At 57.1% G+C, this 20971-nt stretch carries 19 protein-coding genes; 13 read left to right on the top strand and 6 right to left on the bottom strand.

Annotated features, from left to right (window positions below; translation table 11 throughout):
• Nucleotides 1-2490, top strand: a complete 2490-nt coding sequence (locus TL5118_RS05300; RefSeq protein ID WP_058244928.1) for an ATP-binding protein — start codon at nt 1-3, stop codon at nt 2488-2490.
• Here TL5118_RS05300 and TL5118_RS05295 read toward each other — a convergent pair.
• Both TL5118_RS05295 and TL5118_RS21515 read right to left on the bottom strand, forming a co-directional pair.
• On the bottom strand, nt 2455-4656 hold the full coding sequence (locus TL5118_RS05295) for an ATP-binding protein (RefSeq protein WP_058244927.1): 2202 nt from the start codon (nt 4654-4656) through the stop codon (nt 2455-2457). The genes TL5118_RS05300 and TL5118_RS05295 overlap by 36 nt on opposite strands.
• A gap of 8 nt (nt 4657-4664) precedes the next feature.
• Nucleotides 4665-5966 carry a response regulator gene (locus TL5118_RS21515; protein ID WP_082626411.1) on the bottom strand — a complete coding sequence of 434 codons (1302 nt, stop codon included), beginning with the start codon at nt 5964-5966 and terminating at the stop codon, nt 4665-4667.
• A gap of 358 nt (nt 5967-6324) precedes the next feature.
• On the opposite strand from TL5118_RS21515, the gene TL5118_RS05285 reads away from it, so the two are divergent.
• From TL5118_RS05285 to TL5118_RS21155, 10 genes are all read left to right on the top strand, one after another.
• Nucleotides 6325-7812 (top strand): TadA family conjugal transfer-associated ATPase, encoded by a 1488-nt coding sequence (locus tag TL5118_RS05285; RefSeq protein WP_058244925.1) that lies wholly within the window; start codon nt 6325-6327, stop codon nt 7810-7812.
• Nucleotides 7805-8800, top strand: a complete 996-nt coding sequence (locus TL5118_RS05280; RefSeq protein WP_058244924.1) for a type II secretion system F family protein — start codon at nt 7805-7807, stop codon at nt 8798-8800. The genes TL5118_RS05285 and TL5118_RS05280 overlap by 8 nt, the downstream gene beginning before the upstream one ends.
• Nucleotides 8801-8810: 10 nt before the next feature.
• Nucleotides 8811-9764 carry a type II secretion system F family protein gene (locus tag TL5118_RS05275; RefSeq protein ID WP_058244923.1) on the top strand — a complete coding sequence of 318 codons (954 nt, stop codon included), beginning with the start codon at nt 8811-8813 and terminating at the stop codon, nt 9762-9764.
• A gap of 668 nt (nt 9765-10432) precedes the next feature.
• Nucleotides 10433-10612, top strand: coding sequence for a Flp family type IVb pilin (locus TL5118_RS05270; RefSeq protein ID WP_058244922.1), 180 nt, complete (start codon nt 10433-10435; stop codon nt 10610-10612).
• Nucleotides 10613-10679: 67 nt separating this feature from the next.
• The gene (locus TL5118_RS21790; RefSeq protein WP_058244921.1) at nt 10680-11252 is read left to right on the top strand and encodes an A24 family peptidase; all 573 of its coding nucleotides are present in this window, start codon (nt 10680-10682) and stop codon (nt 11250-11252) included.
• A gap of 2 nt (nt 11253-11254) precedes the next feature.
• Nucleotides 11255-12073, top strand: coding sequence for a Flp pilus assembly protein CpaB (gene cpaB, locus TL5118_RS05260; RefSeq protein ID WP_058244920.1), 819 nt, complete (start codon nt 11255-11257; stop codon nt 12071-12073).
• 26 nt (nt 12074-12099) lie between these two features.
• Nucleotides 12100-13368 (top strand): CpaE/TadZ family protein, encoded by a 1269-nt coding sequence (locus tag TL5118_RS05255; protein WP_058244919.1) that lies wholly within the window; start codon nt 12100-12102, stop codon nt 13366-13368.
• Nucleotides 13369-13550: 182 nt separating this feature from the next.
• On the top strand, nt 13551-14204 hold the full coding sequence (locus TL5118_RS05250) for a DUF938 domain-containing protein (protein WP_058244918.1): 654 nt from the start codon (nt 13551-13553) through the stop codon (nt 14202-14204).
• Between the two features lie 93 nt (nt 14205-14297).
• The gene (locus TL5118_RS05245) at nt 14298-14633 is read left to right on the top strand and encodes a carboxymuconolactone decarboxylase family protein (RefSeq protein WP_058244917.1); all 336 of its coding nucleotides are present in this window, start codon (nt 14298-14300) and stop codon (nt 14631-14633) included.
• Nucleotides 14634-14762: 129 nt separating this feature from the next.
• Complete coding sequence (locus TL5118_RS21155) at nt 14763-14972, top strand: hypothetical protein (RefSeq protein ID WP_131727411.1); 210 nt, start codon at nt 14763-14765, stop codon at nt 14970-14972.
• A gap of 785 nt (nt 14973-15757) precedes the next feature.
• Here the strand turns inward: TL5118_RS21155 and TL5118_RS05240 are convergent.
• The 3 genes from TL5118_RS05240 to TL5118_RS05230 are packed head-to-tail and all read right to left on the bottom strand — an operon-like array spanning nt 15758 to nt 18873.
• The gene (locus tag TL5118_RS05240; protein WP_242601731.1) at nt 15758-16969 is read right to left on the bottom strand and encodes an SAVED domain-containing protein; all 1212 of its coding nucleotides are present in this window, start codon (nt 16967-16969) and stop codon (nt 15758-15760) included.
• Entirely contained in the window at nt 16917-17681 is a 765-nt protein-coding gene (locus TL5118_RS05235) for a hypothetical protein (protein ID WP_058243029.1), read from the bottom strand. Before TL5118_RS05235 ends, TL5118_RS05240 begins: the two co-directional genes overlap by 53 nt.
• On the bottom strand, nt 17650-18873 hold the full coding sequence (locus TL5118_RS05230; RefSeq protein WP_058243030.1) for a nucleotidyltransferase domain-containing protein: 1224 nt from the start codon (nt 18871-18873) through the stop codon (nt 17650-17652). Before TL5118_RS05230 ends, TL5118_RS05235 begins: the two co-directional genes overlap by 32 nt.
• A 251-nt stretch (nt 18874-19124) precedes the next feature.
• On the opposite strand from TL5118_RS05230, the gene TL5118_RS20870 reads away from it, so the two are divergent.
• A complete protein-coding gene (locus TL5118_RS20870) occupies nt 19125-19430 on the top strand; it encodes a type II toxin -antitoxin system TacA 1-like antitoxin (protein ID WP_082626227.1) in 306 nt (101 codons plus the stop codon).
• Complete coding sequence (locus tag TL5118_RS05220; protein WP_058243092.1) at nt 19420-19989, top strand: GNAT family N-acetyltransferase; 570 nt, start codon at nt 19420-19422, stop codon at nt 19987-19989. The genes TL5118_RS20870 and TL5118_RS05220 overlap by 11 nt, the downstream gene beginning before the upstream one ends.
• Nucleotides 19990-20041: 52 nt before the next feature.
• Here the strand turns inward: TL5118_RS05220 and TL5118_RS05215 are convergent, their stop codons facing one another.
• Nucleotides 20042-20899 carry a hypothetical protein gene (locus tag TL5118_RS05215; RefSeq protein ID WP_179945281.1) on the bottom strand — a complete coding sequence of 286 codons (858 nt, stop codon included), beginning with the start codon at nt 20897-20899 and terminating at the stop codon, nt 20042-20044.
• Between the last annotated feature and the right edge of the window lie 72 nt (nt 20900-20971).

The raw sequence follows: 20971 nt of genomic DNA, 5'->3' as shown, positions 1-20971 counted from the left end.
ATGTTGCAACAACCGCGTACCAATGCGGCGCGGGATCTGCTGGACCGCAAATTCGAAATCGTCTTCCCGGTGCTTTTGCTGTTTGTCACCGCGCTGGCCTATATCAGCGGCGACCGGCGCAGCCTGCTGGAGCTGGCGGAATACACGTTCTCAAGCCACCTGCCCCATCCGGCCACCATCCTGCTGCTGGTTGGCTTCACCCTGTTTCCTGTGAACCGCCGCCCGGTGTTTGCTGTGTCGTTTTTGCTGCTGCATGTCCTGTCAACGCTGTGGACCATTCACACCGGTAGTTATGAACTGCCCCGTAACATGGGCTTTGCGGCCTTTTTGGGGGCCAGCCTGCTGTTCAATGCGGCCTTCGGCTTTGGCTTGGCCTACCTGACCCGCGTGGTTGAGCCGATACTGGCACGCGGCCCCTATAAACCGTCATTGGACGTTTCCCTCTCAGCCACAACATTTGCCATCATCCTGGGGCTTGGCACGCCCTTGGTTTTGGCCGCCTCCTGGGTGGGCACCACCTATCTGGGGCTGGGCCGGTTGGATGAAATGGCGACGATGTCTGCCAGTCAGGCGATCCGCACCGGGGTCTATGTCACCTTCTGCCTGATCTTTGCGCTTTATCCGCCAACCCTTGGCACCATCCTGCGCGCCACGCCGCTGCTGATCCTGTTCCTGCTCATCGGGCTGCTGGACAAGTCTCTTGGCTGGCAGACCGAGCGGGTGTTTACCGTGATGTTTGCGATCTCATTGCGCTACATCATGCCGGTCACCACCGCCCTGCCGATCACCTTGCTTGGCATTGTCCTGCAGCGTGTGCTGATCCCGGATGAAACCATGAACTGGCCGCAGGACTACCTGATCTTTGCAACGCTGTTTGCCATGATGACGCTGTTTGATCTGGCGCTTCTGAACCAGCGGGCACAGAGCTATCGCAACCGCACTTTGCGCCAGAAGCTATGGAATTCATACGAGTTTTCCAAATACGGCTATTTCCTTTACAACGCCAAACTGCAGCGGTTCTGGATGGACAATATGATCCGCCTGGCGCCGCAGCGCACGTTCAGTGACACGCTGCCGGACACTTTGCGCCGGATGCCACCAAAAGATGCCAGCAAACTGTCGCGCATTCTGTCCAGCCACGCGCCAGAGCCTCAGGCCGCCATCGTGCAGGTGGCAAATGGCAACAGCTGGGAAGACGGTGCACCCTACCGGGTCTACCGCCTACACAGCGTTTCAGAAATGTCGTGGCAATATGGTCTAGTGACCATCGGCACCTTGACGGACATCACCGAAATCCACGAAGCCTCGGTCGCACTGAAGGAAACGCTGCGCCAACTGGAGGTCAGCAAAGAACGTCAGCACCGCCTGTTTGCTCTGATCAGCCATGAATTGCGCACCCCTGCCGCGCTGTTGAAGATGCTGGCCGAACAGATGAATGACACGCAGGACTGGGACAAGCTGGGCCCGCGATTTGATAATGTGCTGCAGCAGTTCCTAACACTGATGGATGACATGGGCAGCGTGGTGCGGGATGAGGATCTGCTGCCCGCCAGCGAAAGTAGCTTCCGCCCCAATGATCTGGTCAATCACCTGGCCAATGTCTACCGCGTGGTGGCAGAGCAAGCCGGTATCGCCATCGATCTGCGCACCGCCCAGAAATATGATGCGGAACGGATCACCGATGTGGGACGGGTGCAGCAGATCCTGGGCAACCTGATCCGCAACGCCGTACTGCATTCCGGTGGCGACCATCTGGTCATCAGCTACCGCGAGGAATACCCAGACGGCCGGCTGCAAGGCGTCTGGACGATCGAAGACAACGGCAAAGGCATTCCCGACGCCCTGCTGCCCGGGCTGTTTGACCCGTTCAACCGGCAAACGCGTGGAGTGTTCTCCAAAGCCGAAGGCACCGGGTTGGGGATGTATATCGTCAAACTCTTTGCAGAAAACCTGCAGGGACAGGTCAGCTATATGCCCAGTGCCCGCGGCGGTGCGCGGTTCCAGGTCTCCGTCCCCTTGCGCGCGGTGGCCGGGGCACCCGCCACGCAGGTTGTCGAGGCTGAGCCCGGCAAGCTGGATCTCAGTGTTCTATTGATTGAGGACAATGCGCTGGTGGCTGAAATCACTCAGTCACAGCTGAAACGCCGGTTCCGCAATGTCTATCACCTGACCACCGCCGAACAGGCGCTGGAGGCGATCGACAGTTTGGAACCCGATCTGGTCCTAACCGACATTGAACTGCCCAGCATGGATGGCATTAAGCTTTGCAGCCTGTTGCGGGCGGACGGATATGATGGCGCGATCTTTGGCCTCAGCGCCGGTGCTACCGGCGAGGAAGAGCTGCGCGATGCCGGCGCCGATGGGATTTTGACCAAACCCCTGTCGATGCGCCGCCTGTTGCATGAGTTGAAGCTGCGCCACGGCGCGCCCCTGTCGGAACTGGAGGAAAAAGGATCAGCCGATCCGCAGGGTGAACAGCGGCAGGCGTGACAGGAAGGCGCGCGCCTCATTGCGGAACCGGGCCTCCTGCTTGGAGGTATCGCCCCCCTCGCGCAGGGCTTGTTCCAGCGATGTTGCCGCCAGCGCCAGATCCTTTTCACCGATCTGACCGGCCTCAGCCACCACACGGTGGGCCATGGCCATACGTTCGCTGCGGGACTGGCTGCCCTTGAAGCTGGCTTCCAACCGGTCGCTGAGGCGGGTGATGAATTTCAGCACCCAAGACTTGCCCATCAGCTGCACCATCTCTTCCAGTTCATGGAAGCTGTGGCCGTCACGTTTTTCAGCCACACGGGCGCTATAGCGTTCCCCGGCATCGGCCAGAACCCCGCTGATCGCCGCCACCAGATCGTTGATCTGAAAGGGTTTTGCCAAAAACGCATTGGCCCCGGCCAGCATCATCTGCTCAATCTCATCCGAAAAACTGGTGGCCGAGAAGGCGATGACCGGCACGTCACAATAGGGGGCTGGCAGGGCGCGGATGCGGCGGGTCAGTTCAACGCCGCTCAATTCAGGCATCTGCATGTCGCAGAGGATCACATCGGGATCATAATCCGTCACCTGGTTCAGCGCATCCAGCGGGTTGGTCACCACCTCCACATGGATGCCTTCGCGTTTCATGATCCGGCGGATCAGATCGCCGGTGTCGGCACTATCGTCTACCAGCATCACCCGTTCAGCAGCGGCGTTCAGCACCGACAGTTCCGGCACCTCAACAGGCAGCTCACTGCGGCCATCAACGATCGGCAGGGTCAGGTAGAACCAGAAGGTCGCGCCCTCCTCCGGGGTGCTGTGGACCTGCAGATCACCGCCCATGCTGCGCACCAACCCTTGTGAGATCGCCAGACCCAGACCTGAGCCGCCGTTGTTTTGCAGCGCCATGCCCTCTTCGATCTGGGCGAAACGGTCAAACAGACGTTCCTGATCTTCGGGGGCGATGCCGATACCGCTGTCCTGCACTTCGATGCGCAGTTTGGCTTCCTGCGTGTCGTCCTCGATCCGGCTGCTGACCCGCAGGGTGACGCTGCCCTCTTCGGTAAACTTGATCGCGTTGTTCAACAGGTTCAGCAGAACCTGGCTGAGCCGCAGCGGATCACCGCGCAGCAAACGTGGCATATTGGCCGAAATTTCCGACGACAGGATCAGGCCCTTGGTCTGTGAATGCACCGACACCAGATCGATCGCTTCACGGAACAGCTCATTGGGGGAGAAATCCTCATCCCGCAGTTCCAGCCCGCCCTCTTCGATACGGCTGAGGTCCAGCACGTCATCCACAATCCGGCTGAGCGTGCGCCCGGCGCTGTTGAGGCGGGAAACCTGTTGTTTCTGATCCGGGCTGAGCGGTTCACGGCCCAGCAATTCGGAGAACCCCAGGATCGCATTCAGCGGCGTGCGGATTTCATGGGTGATGGTCGACAGAAAGCGGCTTTTGGCTTTGCTGGCTTCATCGACCTCGGCCATCGCCTGCATCAATTCACGCTCAATCTCATGGCGGCGCGCCATTTCCCGGAAACCCGTGATCAGCACAGTCGACAGCAAAAACAGCGTGCCGGCCAGAAACAGGATCAACAGAAACACCTTGCTGCGGGTTTCCGCCGCCAGACCACCAAAACCGGCCTGAGTCAGCGCCGATTGGCTGTCCTGCAGCAGATGGACCTGCTGGCGGAATTGCACCGTGCCCTCGCGCAGGGCCTCCAGATCTTCAGGGGCCGCGGCGCTAAAGACAGCCGTGCGGGCCAGATCAATCAGCACCTCGGATTGCGCGCGCAGCGCGGTGTAATGCTCTGGCGCCAGATCGGCGGCGCCGCTGCGCTGAAACAGACGCAGGTGGTTTGCAATGGCATCTTCACGTTCCGCCAAATCGGCCAGCGCATGTCGGGGGGCGGCGTTCAGGATCAATGCCTCCAGCCCGTCGCTTTGCGCTTCGACATCGCTCAGCACATCCAAACCTTGCGAGATTTTGGCCACCCGCTGGGTGCCATCGGCCACGGCCTGCACCAGTGACAGGATCTGAAACACCGACGCCGCAGCCAGAAGCCCCGCAAAGCAGAGCTTGATCATCGAGCTGCGCAGCTTGCCGTTTAAGGCACCTGCGATGGATGCCTCGGCGGCATCTCCCTCTTCTGTCTTTTTCTGCTCTGAGGAAAAGAACGGCATAAAACTCACTACTCTTGTAACAGCGGGGCCCCGACAGCGACCGCAGAGGTCCGGTTGGAGACGTTAAGTTTGGTAAAGAGCGCCGTCATATGTACTTTGACGGTGCCGATACCCAAATTCATTTCGCGGGCAATTTCCTTGTTGGACATGCCCTGCACCAGTAATTCCAACACCATGCGCTGACGCGGCGACAGCTCAGGGCGGTCTTCCGGCTCTTTGGCGATCACGGTTTCGGGGGAAACGGCACAGGGGGCCTGCGCCTCACGGCCCTGCGGCACGTAGCGCGCGGCCTCAGCCAGATCTTCGACATCAGCGCCGTAATGCACCTGTTCACCGTTCTCAAAGCTCAGCACAACAGCGGGGTTTTCCTGTTCCAGATGCGGATCCAGTTCTGGCGGCTCATGCAGCAGCGCAGGGGCATAAATGCGGCCCTTCAGAATCTGGGACAGCGCCAGCTTCAGCTCAGAAATGCCTTCGGCCTTCGAGACATAGCCATAGGTGCCCGCCGCCAGGGACTGCAGCACATCGTTGCGGTCCTGACTGGCCGACACCACAGCCATTTTGCGAATTTCGGGGTGCGTCTGGCGGATGCGTCCCAGAGAAGACGCGCCAGTCATGCCCGGCATGCGTAGATCAAACAGGGCCAGATCTACACGGTCGCAACCGCCCAAGATCTGTTCGGCCTGCTCCAGATTGCTGGCCTCATAAACCTCGGTGAAGCCAAATTTATCCAGCAGGATCGTGGTCAGCGCCATGCGGAAATATTCATCATCATCAGCAACCAGCGCCACGGTATCCGTCAGCGAAATCAACGGTTGATCAGCGCTGCCGGCAGGACCGGCTTGCCCCAAAAGCTGCCCGGCCATGGAACTGTCGATGTAAACTTTACCCTCGGCCACCATACGCAGCGGGGTATCCAGCACCTCGTCTTCGGCGGCGTTCAGGATGATGCCGTTCACCCCTTTGCGCAGGGCCAGACGGGCCAGGTTCATGTCGATTTCCGGGGCGACCAAAGCGATGTGCAGATCGGCGGACTGGCGCAGGGCCTCACCCAGCTGGCCACCTTCGATCATCGCTTCGTTGAAACTTTCCAGGGCCAGAACATCCACATGTTCCGCCGCCAGTGCCGCAGTCACATCCACCCAGCTGTGTACCAATCGCAGCGAAATAGGCCCCTCGGCTGAGACCGCCAACCGTGCGTCCGCCTGATCACTCAGGACCAAGACACGCAGGCCCGCACGCTCCGCTGCAGGGGTTGGAGACATCCAGTTGTCCTCTGACATATCAGGACCACAAGGTGTTTCGCTCATCGATTTGTCCGTTCAGCTCTGGTTTCTTTGCGCATCTCCGTCCCGCGGCCGGTTGGGGCCATCTGACCTAGGGCGTGCCACTTATGGGCGACCTCAAGGGCCGTTCAGGGGCGCAATTGATTCTGCACCCACACTGTAACCTGCCGGATGGTCCTAGTGGGTCGCGCATAGGGTTAACGGCCGGGTCCATTCGTCAGATGCCTACATACTTTTTGAGGCCTGCCCCTCCGAAGTTCCCGCATTTTCTTAGGCCACCCGGATGAGTTGCTGGAACCGTGATGACAAGCGCAGAATGAAGGACGCGCCTGTTATGCGCTGTGTTCCATTGCTTGTTGTCACGTAAGTTCTGAGGTTACCCATGTTCGGCAAAAGAACCGGTCCAATCGCCAAGAAAGCCAGTCGTCCTGCCCCGGCACCTGAACCGACTCGCGCCGCCACCCCAGCCCCGGAACCCGCAGCTGCCGCCCCTGAGCCGGTTGCGAAAAAGCCTGACACCAAGGTTATTCCCAAAGCCAAGGCCGAACGATCGCCGGTTCCGACCGAGGCCGACAGCGCCCGTTACAAGCTGAAAAGTGAGATCATGGAAACCCTGATCTCGATGCTGGATATCAACCAGCTGGCGCAGATGGGTGAAGATGAGGAACGCCGCGAGATTGCCAATTACGTCACCGATATTCTGGCGGTGAAGAAAGAGGTTATCTCGGAATCGGAACAGAAGAATCTGATCGCCGATATCACCAATGACATTCTGGGCTACGGCCCGCTGGAACCGCTGCTGGCGCGTGATGATATCGCCGATATCATGGTCAATGGCACCGACCCGATCTTCATCGAGGTGGGGGGCAAAATGGAACGCACCCCGATCCGGTTCCAAGACAATCGTCAGTTGTTGAACGTCTGTCAGCGCATCGTGTCCCAGGTGGGCCGTCGCGTGGATGAATCCAGCCCGATCTGTGACGCCCGCCTGCCCGACGGCAGCCGCGTCAACGTGATCGCCGGCCCGCTGGCGGTGGATGGCACCGCCCTGACCATTCGTAAGTTCCGCAAGGATTCTCTGACGCTAGAGGATCTGGTCAACTTCGGCTCGATCACACCGGAAGGGGCAGAGATCCTGAAGATCATTGGCCGGGTGCGGTGTAACATTCTGGTTTCGGGCGGTACCGGCTCGGGCAAGACAACCCTGCTGAACTGTCTGGCCGGGTTTATTGAGACAACAGAACGGATCGTGACCTGCGAAGACGCCGCCGAACTGCAGCTGCAACAGCCGCATGTAGTGCGTCTGGAAACCCGCCCGCCGTCCCTGGAAGGCACCGGTGAGGTCACCATGCGCGATCTGGTGAAAAACTGTCTGCGGATGCGTCCGGAACGGATCATCGTGGGCGAGGTGCGTGGCCCTGAGGCCTTTGACCTCTTGCAGGCGATGAACACCGGTCACGACGGTTCCATGGGCACCGTACACGCGAACACCCCACGGGACGCCATGTCCCGTATGGAAGCAATGATTACAATGGGGGGATCCCGACTGCCTGTCCGTACCCTGCGTGAAATCATTGCTTCCTCGGTCGATGTCATCGTGCAGGCGCAGCGCCTGCGCGATGGCTCCCGCCGGATCACCCACATCACCGAAGTGCTGGGCATGGAAGGTGATGTTCTGACCACACAGGATCTGTTCCTCTACAAGATCCTTGGCGAAGACGAAAACGGCAAGATCATCGGCCGCCACGAAAGCTGCGGCATCAGCCGTCCCAAATGCTGGGAGCGCGCGCGCTACTTCGGCTGTGCCGATGACCTGACCAACGCGCTGCGCGCTGCGGAGGCCAACGACGAAGGGATGCACCATGCTTGAGTTCATTCAAGAAAACCAGGCCGCGCTGCTTGAGGCGGCGGTCTTCCTGTCAGTCTTTGTGCTCGTGGTCGCCCTGATGCTAGGGTCCAGCGAAAAGGCCAGCGACTCGCGTCTGAAAAAGCGCATGAACCGGGTGGCCGGGGGCCGTTCTGGCCGCCCTGCCCCGGGCAGCGATGCGATTGACGCCGAGTTGCGCCGCCGACAAATCCGGTCGGCAATGAAAGACAGCAAAGGCGGCAAAGGCACCACCTTCCAGACCCAGCTTAAACAGGCCGGGCTGGACTGGTCCAAAAAGAAGTTTGTGCTGGTCTGCCTGGGCACGGCGCTGGCCGCCTTTGGCGGTCTGTCCGTGGGTCTGCAACTGAACCCGATGATGGCCGCCCCCGGTGCTGCTTTCTTGGGTCTTGCACTGCCCTATTTCTTTGTGGTCCGCGCCACCAAGGTACGGCTGAAGAAATTCTCTAACGAGTTTCCAGCCGCTCTGGACATCATCGTGCGCGGTGTCAGCGCCGGTCTGCCGCTGAGCGAATGCCTAAAGACCATTGCGAATGAAACCAAGGAACCCGTGCGATCCGAGTTTCAGATGCTGCTGAACGACCAATCGGTTGGCATGCCTTTGGAAAAGGCCGCCCATCGTCTGGCGGTGCGCGTGCCCTTGGCCGAAACCTCCTTCTTTGCGATTGTGCTGGCGGTTCAGAGCCGTTCCGGCGGATCGTTGAGTGAGATCCTGAACAACCTCTCCTTGGTTGTGCGGGGCCGCAAGATGCTGGATGCGCAGATCAAGACCATGTCGTCCGAGGCGAAGATGTCGGGCCGCATGATTGGTGCAATGCCGATGCTTGTGGCAGGTGCGCTCTTCTATCTAAGCCCAGAATATATCACCGTTTTGACCGGAACAAGCATTGGCCAACTGATCCTGGGCGGCTGCGCATTGTGGATGTTCACTGGCATCATGGTGATGAAAAAAATGATCAACTTCGACGTGTGAGGAGGATCAAATGCTTTCTTTAGACTTCCTCAACCCGCAGACCATGGCGATCCTTTTGGTGTCTGTTGCGGGTTTCCTTGTGGTGCTGGGGCTGGCCATGCCCATGTTGAAAAAGGAAAACCTGCAGCGCCGTCTGGCCAAGGTGGCCATTGAACATGGTGGCACCCAGACCATGCAGCAAAAAAAGTCGCTGATGGCCTCCATGGGGCTGGTGGGCAGCAAGCGGGCCACGCAACAGGCCAACGTCTTTGCCAAGCTTGCCGGCACCCAGTCCACCGCGATCCTGAAGAAGCTACGGATGGCGGGCCTGCGCAGTTCCAACGCTTTGGGCATCTATGTGATGGTATCGATCCTGATGCCTGTGCTGATGGCAGCAGTGGTTTTGTTTTACGGCATTACCATTTTTGAAAAGGAACCAACGCTGCAGAACCTCGCCATGCTGGGCGGCGGTGGCGCTGTTCTGGGTTTCATGCTGCCTCGGATGTACGTCTCCAACCGGATCACCAAACGGCAGGCCTCGATCCAGCGGGCCTGGCCGGATGCGCTGGACCTGCTGCTGATCTGTGTGGAATCAGGCTATGGTATCGATGCCGCGCTGATCCGGTTGAGCGAAGAGATTGGCATGCAGTCGAAAGAACTGGCCGAGGAAATCTCGCTCACCGCATTGGAACTGTCCTACTTGCAGGATCGCTCGCAAGCGCTTGATAACCTTGTACAACGCACAGGTATGGATCCGGTGCGTCAGGTGGTTGGGTCGCTCAAACAGACCGAGAAATACGGCACCGATCTGGGCCGCGCCCTGCGGGTACACGCCCAGGAAAGCCGCGATCTGCGTCTGGAACGCGCCAAAGAAAAGGCCGCCGCCCTTCCGCCGAAGCTGACGGTGCCGATGATCGTCTTCTTCCTGCCGATCCTCTTTGTCATCATCATCGCCCCGGCGATCATCCAGATCATCCAGGGCTAAGGCTCAGACAACCCGCCGACAGCTCACGGGCACCTCATAAACAGGCGAAAAGCCGAGCAGTAAAAAGGCGTAGAGGATCCCCTCTGCGCCTTTTGTCTTGCCAGCTGCTTGCTGCCCAAGCCGCTATACGGTCGCTCTGAAGGCCTGCGGTGGACGTTGGATCCTCCAAGCCCTCACGGCGGCTCAGAAAGCGGCCTGATCAGGATACCCTCAAGGGCCGGATCGCCCCGCCGATAACGGCGTGCCCCTCGACTGATTCCCACACCGCTGGCCAGGTGATTCCCTGCCCCATTTCGGCGACTCGGCGCTGGTCTAACAGTTTTGTGAAATCGGCCGTTTGACTGTCAGGAGCATTTGATCCATATCAATTTCCCTCATGAAAACAGGATCTTAACTAGACGTTTTCAGGGTGCAACCCACCCAAAGTATAGGGTCATAGCACCTTTGGCATCTCATCCACCCCGCCATTTTGCTCTTTTGTCCTAGGGTATCCGGCCGAATTTCGCAGCGCTGTTTTTTACCGCATTCTCATCCTCAACGGACGGTCACCCGAGCAGTCTCGGACCTACCCAGTCTGAGGACCGTCCGTAACAAACGTACGCCAAAGAGCGACACCGAAATTTTGTCCCCCCGGTTACGAGTACCGGAAACCTTGAAAGGAAAGTCCCATGAAAAAGTTCCTGACCAAATTCGCCAAAGGTGAATCCGGCGCCACCGCAATTGAGTACGCTCTGATTGCTGGCCTGATTTCCGTTGTTGCCATCACCGCGCTGACCACTCTGGGCGGCAACCTGGACAGCACCTTCACCACCATTTCCGACACCCTGTCGGTTGAGGAAGCTGCCTAAGCTTCGTCTTACCTGATCTGATGCCCCGGGGCGGTTCGGTCACCCCCACCCCAGTAAGGAGGCGGACATGTATATCACAGGTCTATCCCTTCTTTCCCTGACCGGATTTGCCATCATCGCCCTCATCGTGGCGGTCCGGGACATCAGAACGATGGTCATCCCAAATGGCCTCACCCTCACCCTGCTATGTGGCTATCTGCTAGTCGCTGCAGCGTCAGGTTGGAGCCGGGACGAGATCGCAGCTAGCCTGATCGCTGCCGCTATGGTGTTGTTCGTCGGGCTGCTGCTTTCTGCCATGGGATGGCTGCCTGAGCCTGCGGGCAGCAGCATTAGTAAATTTGCCGCCGTTTGCAGCCTCTGGCTTGGCGCGTCTCAGATCCTCAGTTTCCTGGGGTTGAGCGCACTGATCGGGGGCCTTTGTGCCCTCCTGTTGACTGGCTTGCCACGTGCCCGCCGCTCACTCCCCCCCGGAACAGGCCTCGTGCCAGCTGCCTCAATCGCAAACCCCTCGGGCCAGAGCCCCAGTTGGATTTGCCCTCGCCGCCGCTGCCCTTGCCCTTCTTCCGTTTTCTCCTTGGGTGACGTCGGCGACGTAACCCGCCCTGTGCAACCTGTCTCCACCTCCAATCCGAGGGCGTAACCATGTTCAGATCGTTAATCATTGTGACAGCGCTTGTCTGTGGTGGCTCAGCCACCATGCTGGTGAATATGTCGGTGCCGGATGAAACCGAAACCGCCGCCGCCCCAGAGGTCGTACAGGAAGCCCCCACTTTGCAGGTTCTTGCCGCTGTGCGCTCTATCGAACAGGGTGCTGAGCTGGTGATGGAAGATATCGGCTGGATCGAATGGCCGCGCAATGCGCTGCATCCCAGCATGGTTTCCTCCAACGATGTGCCGGATGCTTTGGAAACCACGGTTGGCTCCATCGCCCGCATTACCATGTTTGCCGGACAACCCGTCCTGCCTGAAAGTTTCGCAGACACCCGCCAGGGCTATCTGTCCTCGCTGCTCTCGCCCGGTATGCGTGCCGTTGCGATTGAGGTCAGCGCGGCCAAGACCGCCGGTGGGTTCATCCTGCCCAACAACCGGGTCGACATTCTGTTGACCTCACGTTGTGAAGACGAAATTCGCTGCCGTACAAGAATGAAAACCGAGACAATCCTGCAGAACGTCCGCGTTCTGGCGATTGACCAATCGGGGACGGCATCGAACGCTGACAGCGCTGTGCTGGTTGGCAAAACCGCCACGCTAGAGCTTTCGCCCGATGATGCCGAGCAGGTCATCGCGGCGGAGGCCAGCGGCGGCCTCTCTCTCCTGCTTCGCTCCTTTGACGACAACGAAGTTGTTGAACCGAAGGAAGAAGTTGCCACCTTGATCCCTGAACCGCAGATCGTTGAGCAGCCCCCGCGCACGGTCAAGGTCACCCGAGGCGGCGTTTCTGAAATCGTTGTGCTGAACTAAGCGCCTTCCCCCCTGAGGTAAACGGTATGAAGATCTTCACCAAATTCACAGCGGATCCATCCGATCCCGACAATATCGGCGGTATGCGCCCGGCCATTGGTCGATTGCCCGCAATGACCTGCGATGCCTTCGCAGCAACACCGCAAACCCGCAATGCGCTGCAACAGATGCAGGCCAGCCGTCACCTGAGCCGCGTGCGCTGCCAGCTGATGAGCGGCGGTATGGAGCAGGCGATTGCCGCCTATCAGGATGCCGACAGCCCGGACCTTCTGGTGATTGAGGTCGATGACGACCCCACCAAACTGTTCAACCAGCTGGACAGCCTGGCCCAGCTCTGCCGTGTAGACACCGAACTGGTGCTGATCGGCCCGTCCAATGACATCGCGCTTTACCGGGCGCTGACCCGTCAGGGTGTTGCGGACTATCTGCAGACACCGGTCACAGCCCCGCTGCTGGTCACCGCGCTGTTTGAATTGTTCCGTGACCCAGACAAGGTACATCTTGGCCGCATTCACGCGGTGATCGGCGCCCGTGGTGGCGCAGGTTCTTCGACCATTGCCCATAACGCGGCATGGATTCTGGGTGAACAGGCCCGGGCCCAGTCGATCCTGGTGGATCTGGATTTTGAGTTTGGCACCGCCGGTCTGTGCCTGAACCGCAATCCTGAACAGGATCTGATCGGCGCGATTGCCAATTCCGAAAAGTTGGACGACCAGAAACTGGAGCGTCTGCTGATCAACTATGACGACCAGCTGCGTCTGCTGGCCGGACCGCAGAACCATCAACAGGACCGCGAGTTGGATCCAGAGGCCCTGGCCTATTCGATGGACCTGATCCGTGTTCTGGCCCCGCATGTGGTGCTGGATCTGCCCTCGACCCTGACGCCGCTGACGCGTAAAGCGCTCTATCTGGCGGACGAGGTGGTGCTGGTGGCAACGCCGGATCTTGCCAGTCTGCGCAACACGCGGTCGCTGATTGAAATGCTGGCCTCAATCCGCATTGGCGAAAAGAAACCGCATCTGGTGCTGAACCAGATCAAGCAGCCCAAACGGCCTGAAATCAAACCCGCAGACTTTGTCAAAGCGCTGGGGGTCAATGAACCGGTCGAGCTGATGTTTGACGCCGCCAAATACGGCAGCGCCGACAACAACGGCACATTGGTGGTGCAGCACAAACAAAACCGCAGCCAGCGTCAGGCCTTTGGCAAGCTGGCCACCGCCCTTAGCGGTCTGTCCAATCCCAGCGACAGTGCTGTCGGCATGCGGTTCTTCAAGCGCGGCAAAAACAAAGGGTAAGCCCAGGTATTCTCGGGGGGGACATCACCACACCTGCGGGTGCGGTGTTGCCTGAGGCGTCGGTGCCGGTACAGCCTAGGGGGGCTGTGCCGGCATCGATCATTTTACCACCTCGTGATCTGCCAGCTCTGGGCAAGGGCACGCTTTGCCCCTAGGCTCGCCACAAGATGGAGGAGAGCCCGATGAGCCGCAAACTGACCCTGCCTGACAGCCCGAACATGGACGCCGCAGATGGCGACGGCCGCCTTTTTGCGCCCTCGGCGCAGCGCAATATGAATTACATCATCGATCTGGTCCGCGCCCATGCACCCGCAACTGGCAAGGCGCTGGAAATTGCGTCGGGGACCGGCGAACACGCAGCGGCCCTGGCCCGCGCCCTGCCCCAGCTGCAATGGCAGCCCAGCGATCCCGATGCAGATCGGCGCCGCTCGATCAACGCACATGGGGCCGGGCAGGACAATCTGGCCGATGCCATCGCGCTCAATGCCACCGCAGCAGGATGGTCCGCGGATCATGGCGGCCAGAACCTGATCCTGCTGGTGAACCTGTTGCACCTGATTTCTACCGATGAGGCCAAACGCCTGATCGCCGAGGCCGCACAGGCCCTGGCCCCCGGCGGTGTCTTTATCGTCTACGGCCCCTTCCTGCGGGACGGCGAAACCACATCTGAGGGCGACGCCCGGTTTCACGCCAGCCTGCAGGCCCAGGACGCGGCCATTGGCTACAAGGATGACTGGGACGTGATCGACTGGCTGCAGACCAATTGGCTGGAGATGGTGCAAGTTGTGGAGATGCCCGCCAACAACCTGTCGTTCATCGCCCGGCGGCCCGGCTAAGCCGCAAGCTGACACAGATCAAGGTTGACCACCGGTGAAATGTGGTCTTACTGCCGCACACATTCAATTCTGATAATGCGAGTAGGAAGACCAATGGCGTGGAAAGAAAAATTCGCCGACGTTAAAGGCCAGGTGCGCAACCTGAACGGCGCGATCCCTGACACCACCAAAGCCTTCAGCGCACTGGGCGCTACGGTAAAGGGTGACGGGGCACTGGATCACAAAACCAAGGAGTTTGTGGCCCTTGGCATTGCCGTGGCCAGCCGCTGCGAGCCTTGCATCATGTTCCATGTTGACGCGCTGATCCGCGCTGGCGCCACCCGCGATGAGGTCGGCGAAGCCCTGGGCATGGCCATTCAGATGGGCGGTGGCCCGTCGGTGATGTATGCCAGCAAAGCCTTGGAATGTTTCGATGAATTGAGCGCCTAACGGCAAAAACAGACCCCGGCGCGTGATGCTGAAGCATTCCGGATTTTGGGACACGCAGCCATCCGAGAGAAAAAATCTCGGATGGCCGTCCATGTCCTTGAAGTTTAGTATTCTACAATAATTGATCTGATGCGAATTTTCGCTTCAATCGAACAACACCACATTCCCAGAATGTATCCGCAATTGCGCGTGATCGCAGATACCTACATGGGAAATGAAATGATTGAACTTCCTGAAGCATATCGCTCAATCGAAGAACGTCTGAAAAAAAGAAAAATTTCAGGACAACAGGCATCCGATGCTGTGCACAAAGCAAGAGGCAAACTTGGACCTCCTTGACAGTGGAGGTCATGGAAGGAAGCAAGAAGCCAAATCATAGGCTCTTGCTGTTCAAAATGCGGAGCCGGAAAAGACAAAATCCTGACCCTACAGCACACCTCCAAACTCCCGAAGTTGCGTGATCGGGTTGAACAGGTGAAGTGCGCTTCAGATTATTACGACACGATGCGGGTCAAAAAACAGGAAGTCGAAGAGGCGGTATTGCCGCAACCTCGGGCGTGCTGCCCAAAATGCGAAAGCACGGCAATTGTTTTTCGAAAACGCGTTTCTAACTGGGTATGCAATGGGAAAACAAATAAGCGATCGTGTGGTCACGTTTTCGAAGAACCGTCCCAAAAGCTGGCTCTGACGCCACAGCAAAAACGTGATATTTCAGATCAAAAATTCGCCGTGTATCAAGAGTTGAGAGAAAAATACAAAGATGATTGGCTCCGTGAAGGTATCCTTCTTTGGCTGCAAGACCTCCGTGTATATCTTTCACTAAAATACACCAAGACACTGTGCAAACGTTGTGCATTTTTGGAGGATAAAACCTTTATGGAACCGTGCATGTCTTGTGGAACTGCCTATTGGATTTCTGTGAAACATTGTCCGAGTTGCAACGCTGAAAGATAGTCTCGTCCGCATTATGCAGGGCGGCATTGTAGACAAATTATCAGTCGAAGCAGCTAATGACTGCCATGAAAATGGCAGTCATCTCTATTCATCAAGGTGTCTTCAATGGGCCACTAACATTCCATTGAAATCATTCATTGAGAAGCGCTTTCAATTTGGGACTATGTCGTTCAAGCGTCTGTCAGCCGTAGCCTGTGAACGAACCCATCCTCCTTGGTTTGATCGTAGATCTCCATGTCGAGGTGGGCTTTGGGCTGCCAAACCCGGCCAAATTCAACCGCACAGGAAACAGGAACCGCCGGAAAGACCATTACCTCGACATCCATGCCGTGCTCATTCTTGATTTCGTCAAGGGTTGAGCGAACGATCGTCCTGAAACGGCTCAAGTCGTCTTTGTGCCGAATAACTCCGTGCCGTTGCGGATTGCTCCGTATCTCCCAGATGGAGACGTCGTCACCAACTGCAGCAGTGATCCGATCATCTGCAATGTGTGAAGTGATTGACAGCTTCAAGGCGACCCGCTTGGGCCCCTGGATGCCTTTCGAGGAAGAAAACTCAACCTCCTGCCCGTCTTCAGGCCAACCCCACTGGGCAGGTTCACGGTGCCGTTCATAAATATCAGCCTCTGAAATATCAGAAATGAGGCGCCCCAACTCCATCAGGAGAGGGATAGGAGCAAGGCCAAATACTGACAGATGACGAATATCACCGCTTTCGAACCGCCCTCGTATCTTTTTTGCAAAGTCGTCGCGTAGGACGACAGGCTGAACGGACCAATAAGTTGGGTCACTGTCCTTGAAGTGCATGCCTCTAATCTTGATTTCGGCAGGCCGGCGCTCGGCGGGCGTCCTATCGGGCATAATGGCGTCCACGCAATCCTCGAAAGGCACAGCTGTCTCGTTTGGACCAATCGGCGCCGAGAATTGCAAGATGTGGGAACGACTGTCAGGCCCGGAGGAGAGCACAGTATCAACCCATTCCTCGTGCTCACGCTTCATTTCCAGGAGCAGCTCTTCAGGGTAGTGGTGCCCGGTCTTTTCTCCGTCGATCACGCGGTGATGCTCATCGCACATCAACATGATATTGTCGGCACGGTCTGAAAGTAGATGTGACCTCTCCGGATCTCCTCTCTTCCCTCCAGGCGAAGATGCGACAATATGGGCGAGATAGGCCTTGTTGAAATCATGCTCCCCGGAAAGAAGGTCATGGTCGAGTGGCTTGCGACAGTTCCTGAACTGGCACCTTCCGGCGGCGCGTCCCCAAACCAACAGCTTGGTCACTTCTCGCAGGGGCTGTCCTCGATTGCTCATTTCATTCTTGCTCGCTCTTTTATTGAACCCGGCGGAAGGGCCGGTTTTCGTGAATACGTCGTTGAATTTCATTTGGTGTCATCTGTCTACGCTTCTTGGTAAGGCGCTCCAGCCACCGCTGCGCATCGTCTTGAGGCAAGCGATGAACCAAACCAGAAAGCAGAGCAGCGCAACACCCTGAAGTCACTTCGCCGCTTCCACAGGGACAGTGCGCATCTTCAGATGCAGGAAGGCCCTCATTGTTGATCCGCCACGATAATATGTTCTTCACCGTGACTACGTCTGACCGGCAGCCGATAAACTCGGCGACGGCCTGAGCGAACCCCTCTTCTCCATGAGCCCAATCATCAAATGGCCAGTGCCCCTTGCGGCGTTTTAGCAGCTGGCTGAGAAAGAAATTCCGGAATGGGCCATTGAAATAGCCGGCGATAGAAATGTCCTTCGCAGAGGCTTTCCATGTTTCGAAGACGGTAATGCAGCACTCTCCGTTGGCGCTGCAATGGTAGTCGTCTTTTCTGGGAATAGACCGATCCAGAACTACTACAACAGGTTCTGTTTTCGGGTAGTCTGCCTCTACGGTCACCCGCACTTTGTGCTGTGCAAAGGCCCCCATATCTCTGTGCTCGAGCAAATGTGGCAACAAAGCATAGGTTCCTTCTACGACAACAGCCCCACCTTGTTCTGAGACCCCCAGGTAGGGCTGATCGACGTAGAGTGCGTCCTTGATCTCGCGGACGAGGTGCCAGACCTCGTCACTCAATGTCGAGCCAAGGCTTTGTGGCATTACCTTCGGCCTCAACTTTCTGAGCTTCAGCCACAGCTGCCGTTGTGCCAGCAGCGATCATGGCTGCAGCAAGGCCAAGTTTCGGAGACACTTTACGAATGGTCGCCTCAGTCATAGCCGCTTTGAAGGGCTCTGGGAATTCGTTGAAACGGCTGACGGTGAGATATGACAGGAAATCCTGGCGCGCCCTGCTGACCCATTTCTCAAAGTTTCGCCGTTTTTCAGAGACTTCACCCCACTTGTCGGCGAAATTCTCGCGGGGATATGATGGGTTGGAAATGACAGCTGGATCCCCCAGTGCTGCAATCCGCCTCTCCATCTTCGGAAGGATGTTCTTCAGAGTATCCGAAATTGTGCGTTCACCTTGATATGCCTCGGCCGCGATCGTCGTGATGATGATCGAGATCGGCTTGTGTTTGTCCCCATCGAACATCACGTCTCGGTGCCTTTTCAAAAGCTTGATGGCGTCTTGCAGGGGAGTCCGCACTTCATAGCTGGGTATATCTTCGACACTGGCATAGGCGCGCCCTTTGGCGTTCATCCGCAACCTGGCTTCCTCCAGGACTGTTTCCTGGCGAAGACGGAACCATCCCGCATAGCCTTTTGGGTTGCTGATCAGCCATTCTGCACCGCGGAAATGATATCCAGGATGCTTTTTGTCGGTGATACCAATAGCCGTTTCAGAGAGGCGCTGAACAAGCCCGACATCAGGGCTGTAGCCCCTCATCTGCGTCGTGAAATCGTCTCGCGCGGGAATTCCGGGCAGGATATCCATGTGGAAATTCGCAGAATCCTGATATTCGAGCGTCCAGCACCGGCGAGCATCATCGGGTTCGTTGCTCATGTTTTGAGCTTTCGCATACGCATGAATTTCGACGCCTACCGCTTGCTTGAGCTCCTCTTGGGACATTTTGCTTTTGGAACCATGCTTGAGTGAGCAGACGACATCTACATCATAGGCATCTCCATCCCCCACAGGGCGAATGACGGTGCCGAGCGCAAACGAACCCTGAGAGGAAATCACCGGTCCAAGTCCATGGATGGTTGAAGCGGGCCGATCAAGCCATTCGCCAATTGACCTGTAGCGGGTCCTGGCCTTTTCATCATAGCTCAGAGGAATCGAGATTTCGTCGACCAGAGCTCGCAAAGCTTCTTCTTTCGTCGTGATTTTTTTGCCTGCAGGCGCGTTCATTTAGCTGTCCCTAAGATTTGCTTTCATATACCGCATCATGTGGGAACAGAGTAAGAACAATACAAGATGCTGCGCAACGGTTTTTGCGGGATGTTTTGTTTTTGCCCTAATTTGATACGTTGCGCCCTGCCGGTTCAACTTATTACAATCATTTTGAAGAATTCTTGGAGAAATGCGAGGAGGCTGCTACTGGTTAAACCTTGCAATGTGGTGCAAGCTGCACTACATCTGGATCAACAAGGAGATTCGATATGCTCTCAATGGTAGACCCCCAGATTGATGAAGCCAACGATCTGACGACACAGATTCGTCATGGAAGCACAATGAAAGACAAAATTGAAACAGCTGCCGCTGTCCTCGGTGTCAATAAGTCTGTCTTTCTGCGTTGGGCTGTCAATCGTCAGTGCGCCCAAATCATAAAAGAGCAGCAAAGCCATAAGCTTACGGCGGAAGACGCTGCTGCTTTCTCTGCTGCGCTGGATGCTCCTATTGTCGTCTCTGAGCGTGCAGCTAAGTCTGCAAGATCCTTTGCGGTGCGCGTGGTTCATGCTGACTGAAGATAGCTCGATCGAGATCCGACAGTTCGACAGCAAGACACATGACCGCAGTAATTTCGATTGCGGTCATGCTCGTCTCAATAACTACCTCAAGACCAGCGCAACAAAGCTCCAGAAGGGAGATTTCACGCGTATATATGTCGCCTTAGAGCCTGGTTCGCCAATTGTATTGGGGTATCATGCTATCAACTTTGGTGAAATTGACGCGTCTGCACTCGATAAGGTGCCACGTGGGGCACCTTCCCACAAGCAGCTTCCAGTCCTGTTTTTAGGCCAGATTGCCGTGACCAAGGGGGCTGCAGGTGTAGGCATCGGTGGTATCCTTATGCATCATGTATTCGAAAAGGCTGTTAAAGTGGCTGACGAGGCAGGGTGTTGGGCAATCATACTCGATGCGGTAGACGATGACGGAGATGAGGCCTTCAAGAAACGGCTAAGTTGGTATGAAGAGTTTGGCTTCCAGACTATGCCCAGCCAGAAGTGTCGCATGTTCATGACCCTGAAAGACGTTCGAGGTGTCGTCGAAGAGCGCGAGAAAGCCCTCAAGGCTGCTGGGTAGGAAACGAAAGGTGAAGGGGAAGTAAGTGAAATCCATCCCCTTCCGCTCAGAGCTACCTCGTTTCGAACTTCTTCCAAAGCGGAGTGCCGTGGAACAGCCAGGGGCGATATAGAATCCTTCTGGGATCAGGTGCTGCCTGCGTTTTGTTCGGGTCCCGAACAGGATCGACGCCCAGTCTCTGCGCTGGGGTCCGTTGAACTGGTGCAGTCTCTCTGATCTTCGGGCGCAGGATCGTTTCATTCGTTCCTGGAACACGAATTGAGGTCATACCTGCCTTTACTGACATCGTGTCGGACTTGGTTGCCGTGTTGCCAGTATATTGTCTGGTCTCGAACCAGTTGTAATGAATTCGAAAAATGTTCATCAGTGCGGCCAGCACAGCAGGATTGTATGAGGCGCCATTGATGTATTTCGCGCCAGATCTTGCGGACCGGCCACCCGCGCGCTCAGTGGGGCTCAATCGGAACCGCAGAGCATTCATGAATGCGGAAACCGGTTGGATCGTCGCTCGCGGGATCCTACGCCCCAATGCTTCACGTAGCTGTTGATCGCTCGGCGCTTGATTGAAAGCCAGGCGCTTCAACGGCTGTCGATATTTGCTGCGCAAGACCGGAAAACCAACGACCTTTTCCGTCTCGCCCTGAATCTGGGCCGGAGACCTTACCCAGACCTGAGGAAACTGCGACGAGAGGAAATTTAGGTTTTGGAAGGGAAGTGGATTGCCTCGGGGATCTTCACGAGTGGCCACGCGCATTTGCTGCGCGCAAAAAAGACTCAGAAGCTCTTGATCATTTGGCATCTCTGGTGAGCTGAGGGCAGCCTGCTCTTTGAAGGCAGCGAATTTTTCTTCATATGCTTCAATTCGACTGTTCGTTGTGTTTGTTGTGGCGTTCTTGTCGAAAGAGATCACAAACCATTCGAAGAGATGTATCCGTCCGGTATCGGGGCGGTTTCAGGCTTTTTCGGGGCGCCAGTTCCATGG

It is taken from the genome of Thalassovita autumnalis, assembly GCF_001458255.1.
Classification (GTDB): Bacteria; Pseudomonadota; Alphaproteobacteria; order Rhodobacterales; family Rhodobacteraceae; genus Thalassobius; species Thalassobius autumnalis.
Note: the sequence above shows the minus strand (reverse complement) of the source record. Positions and strands in the feature narration are given on the sequence as shown.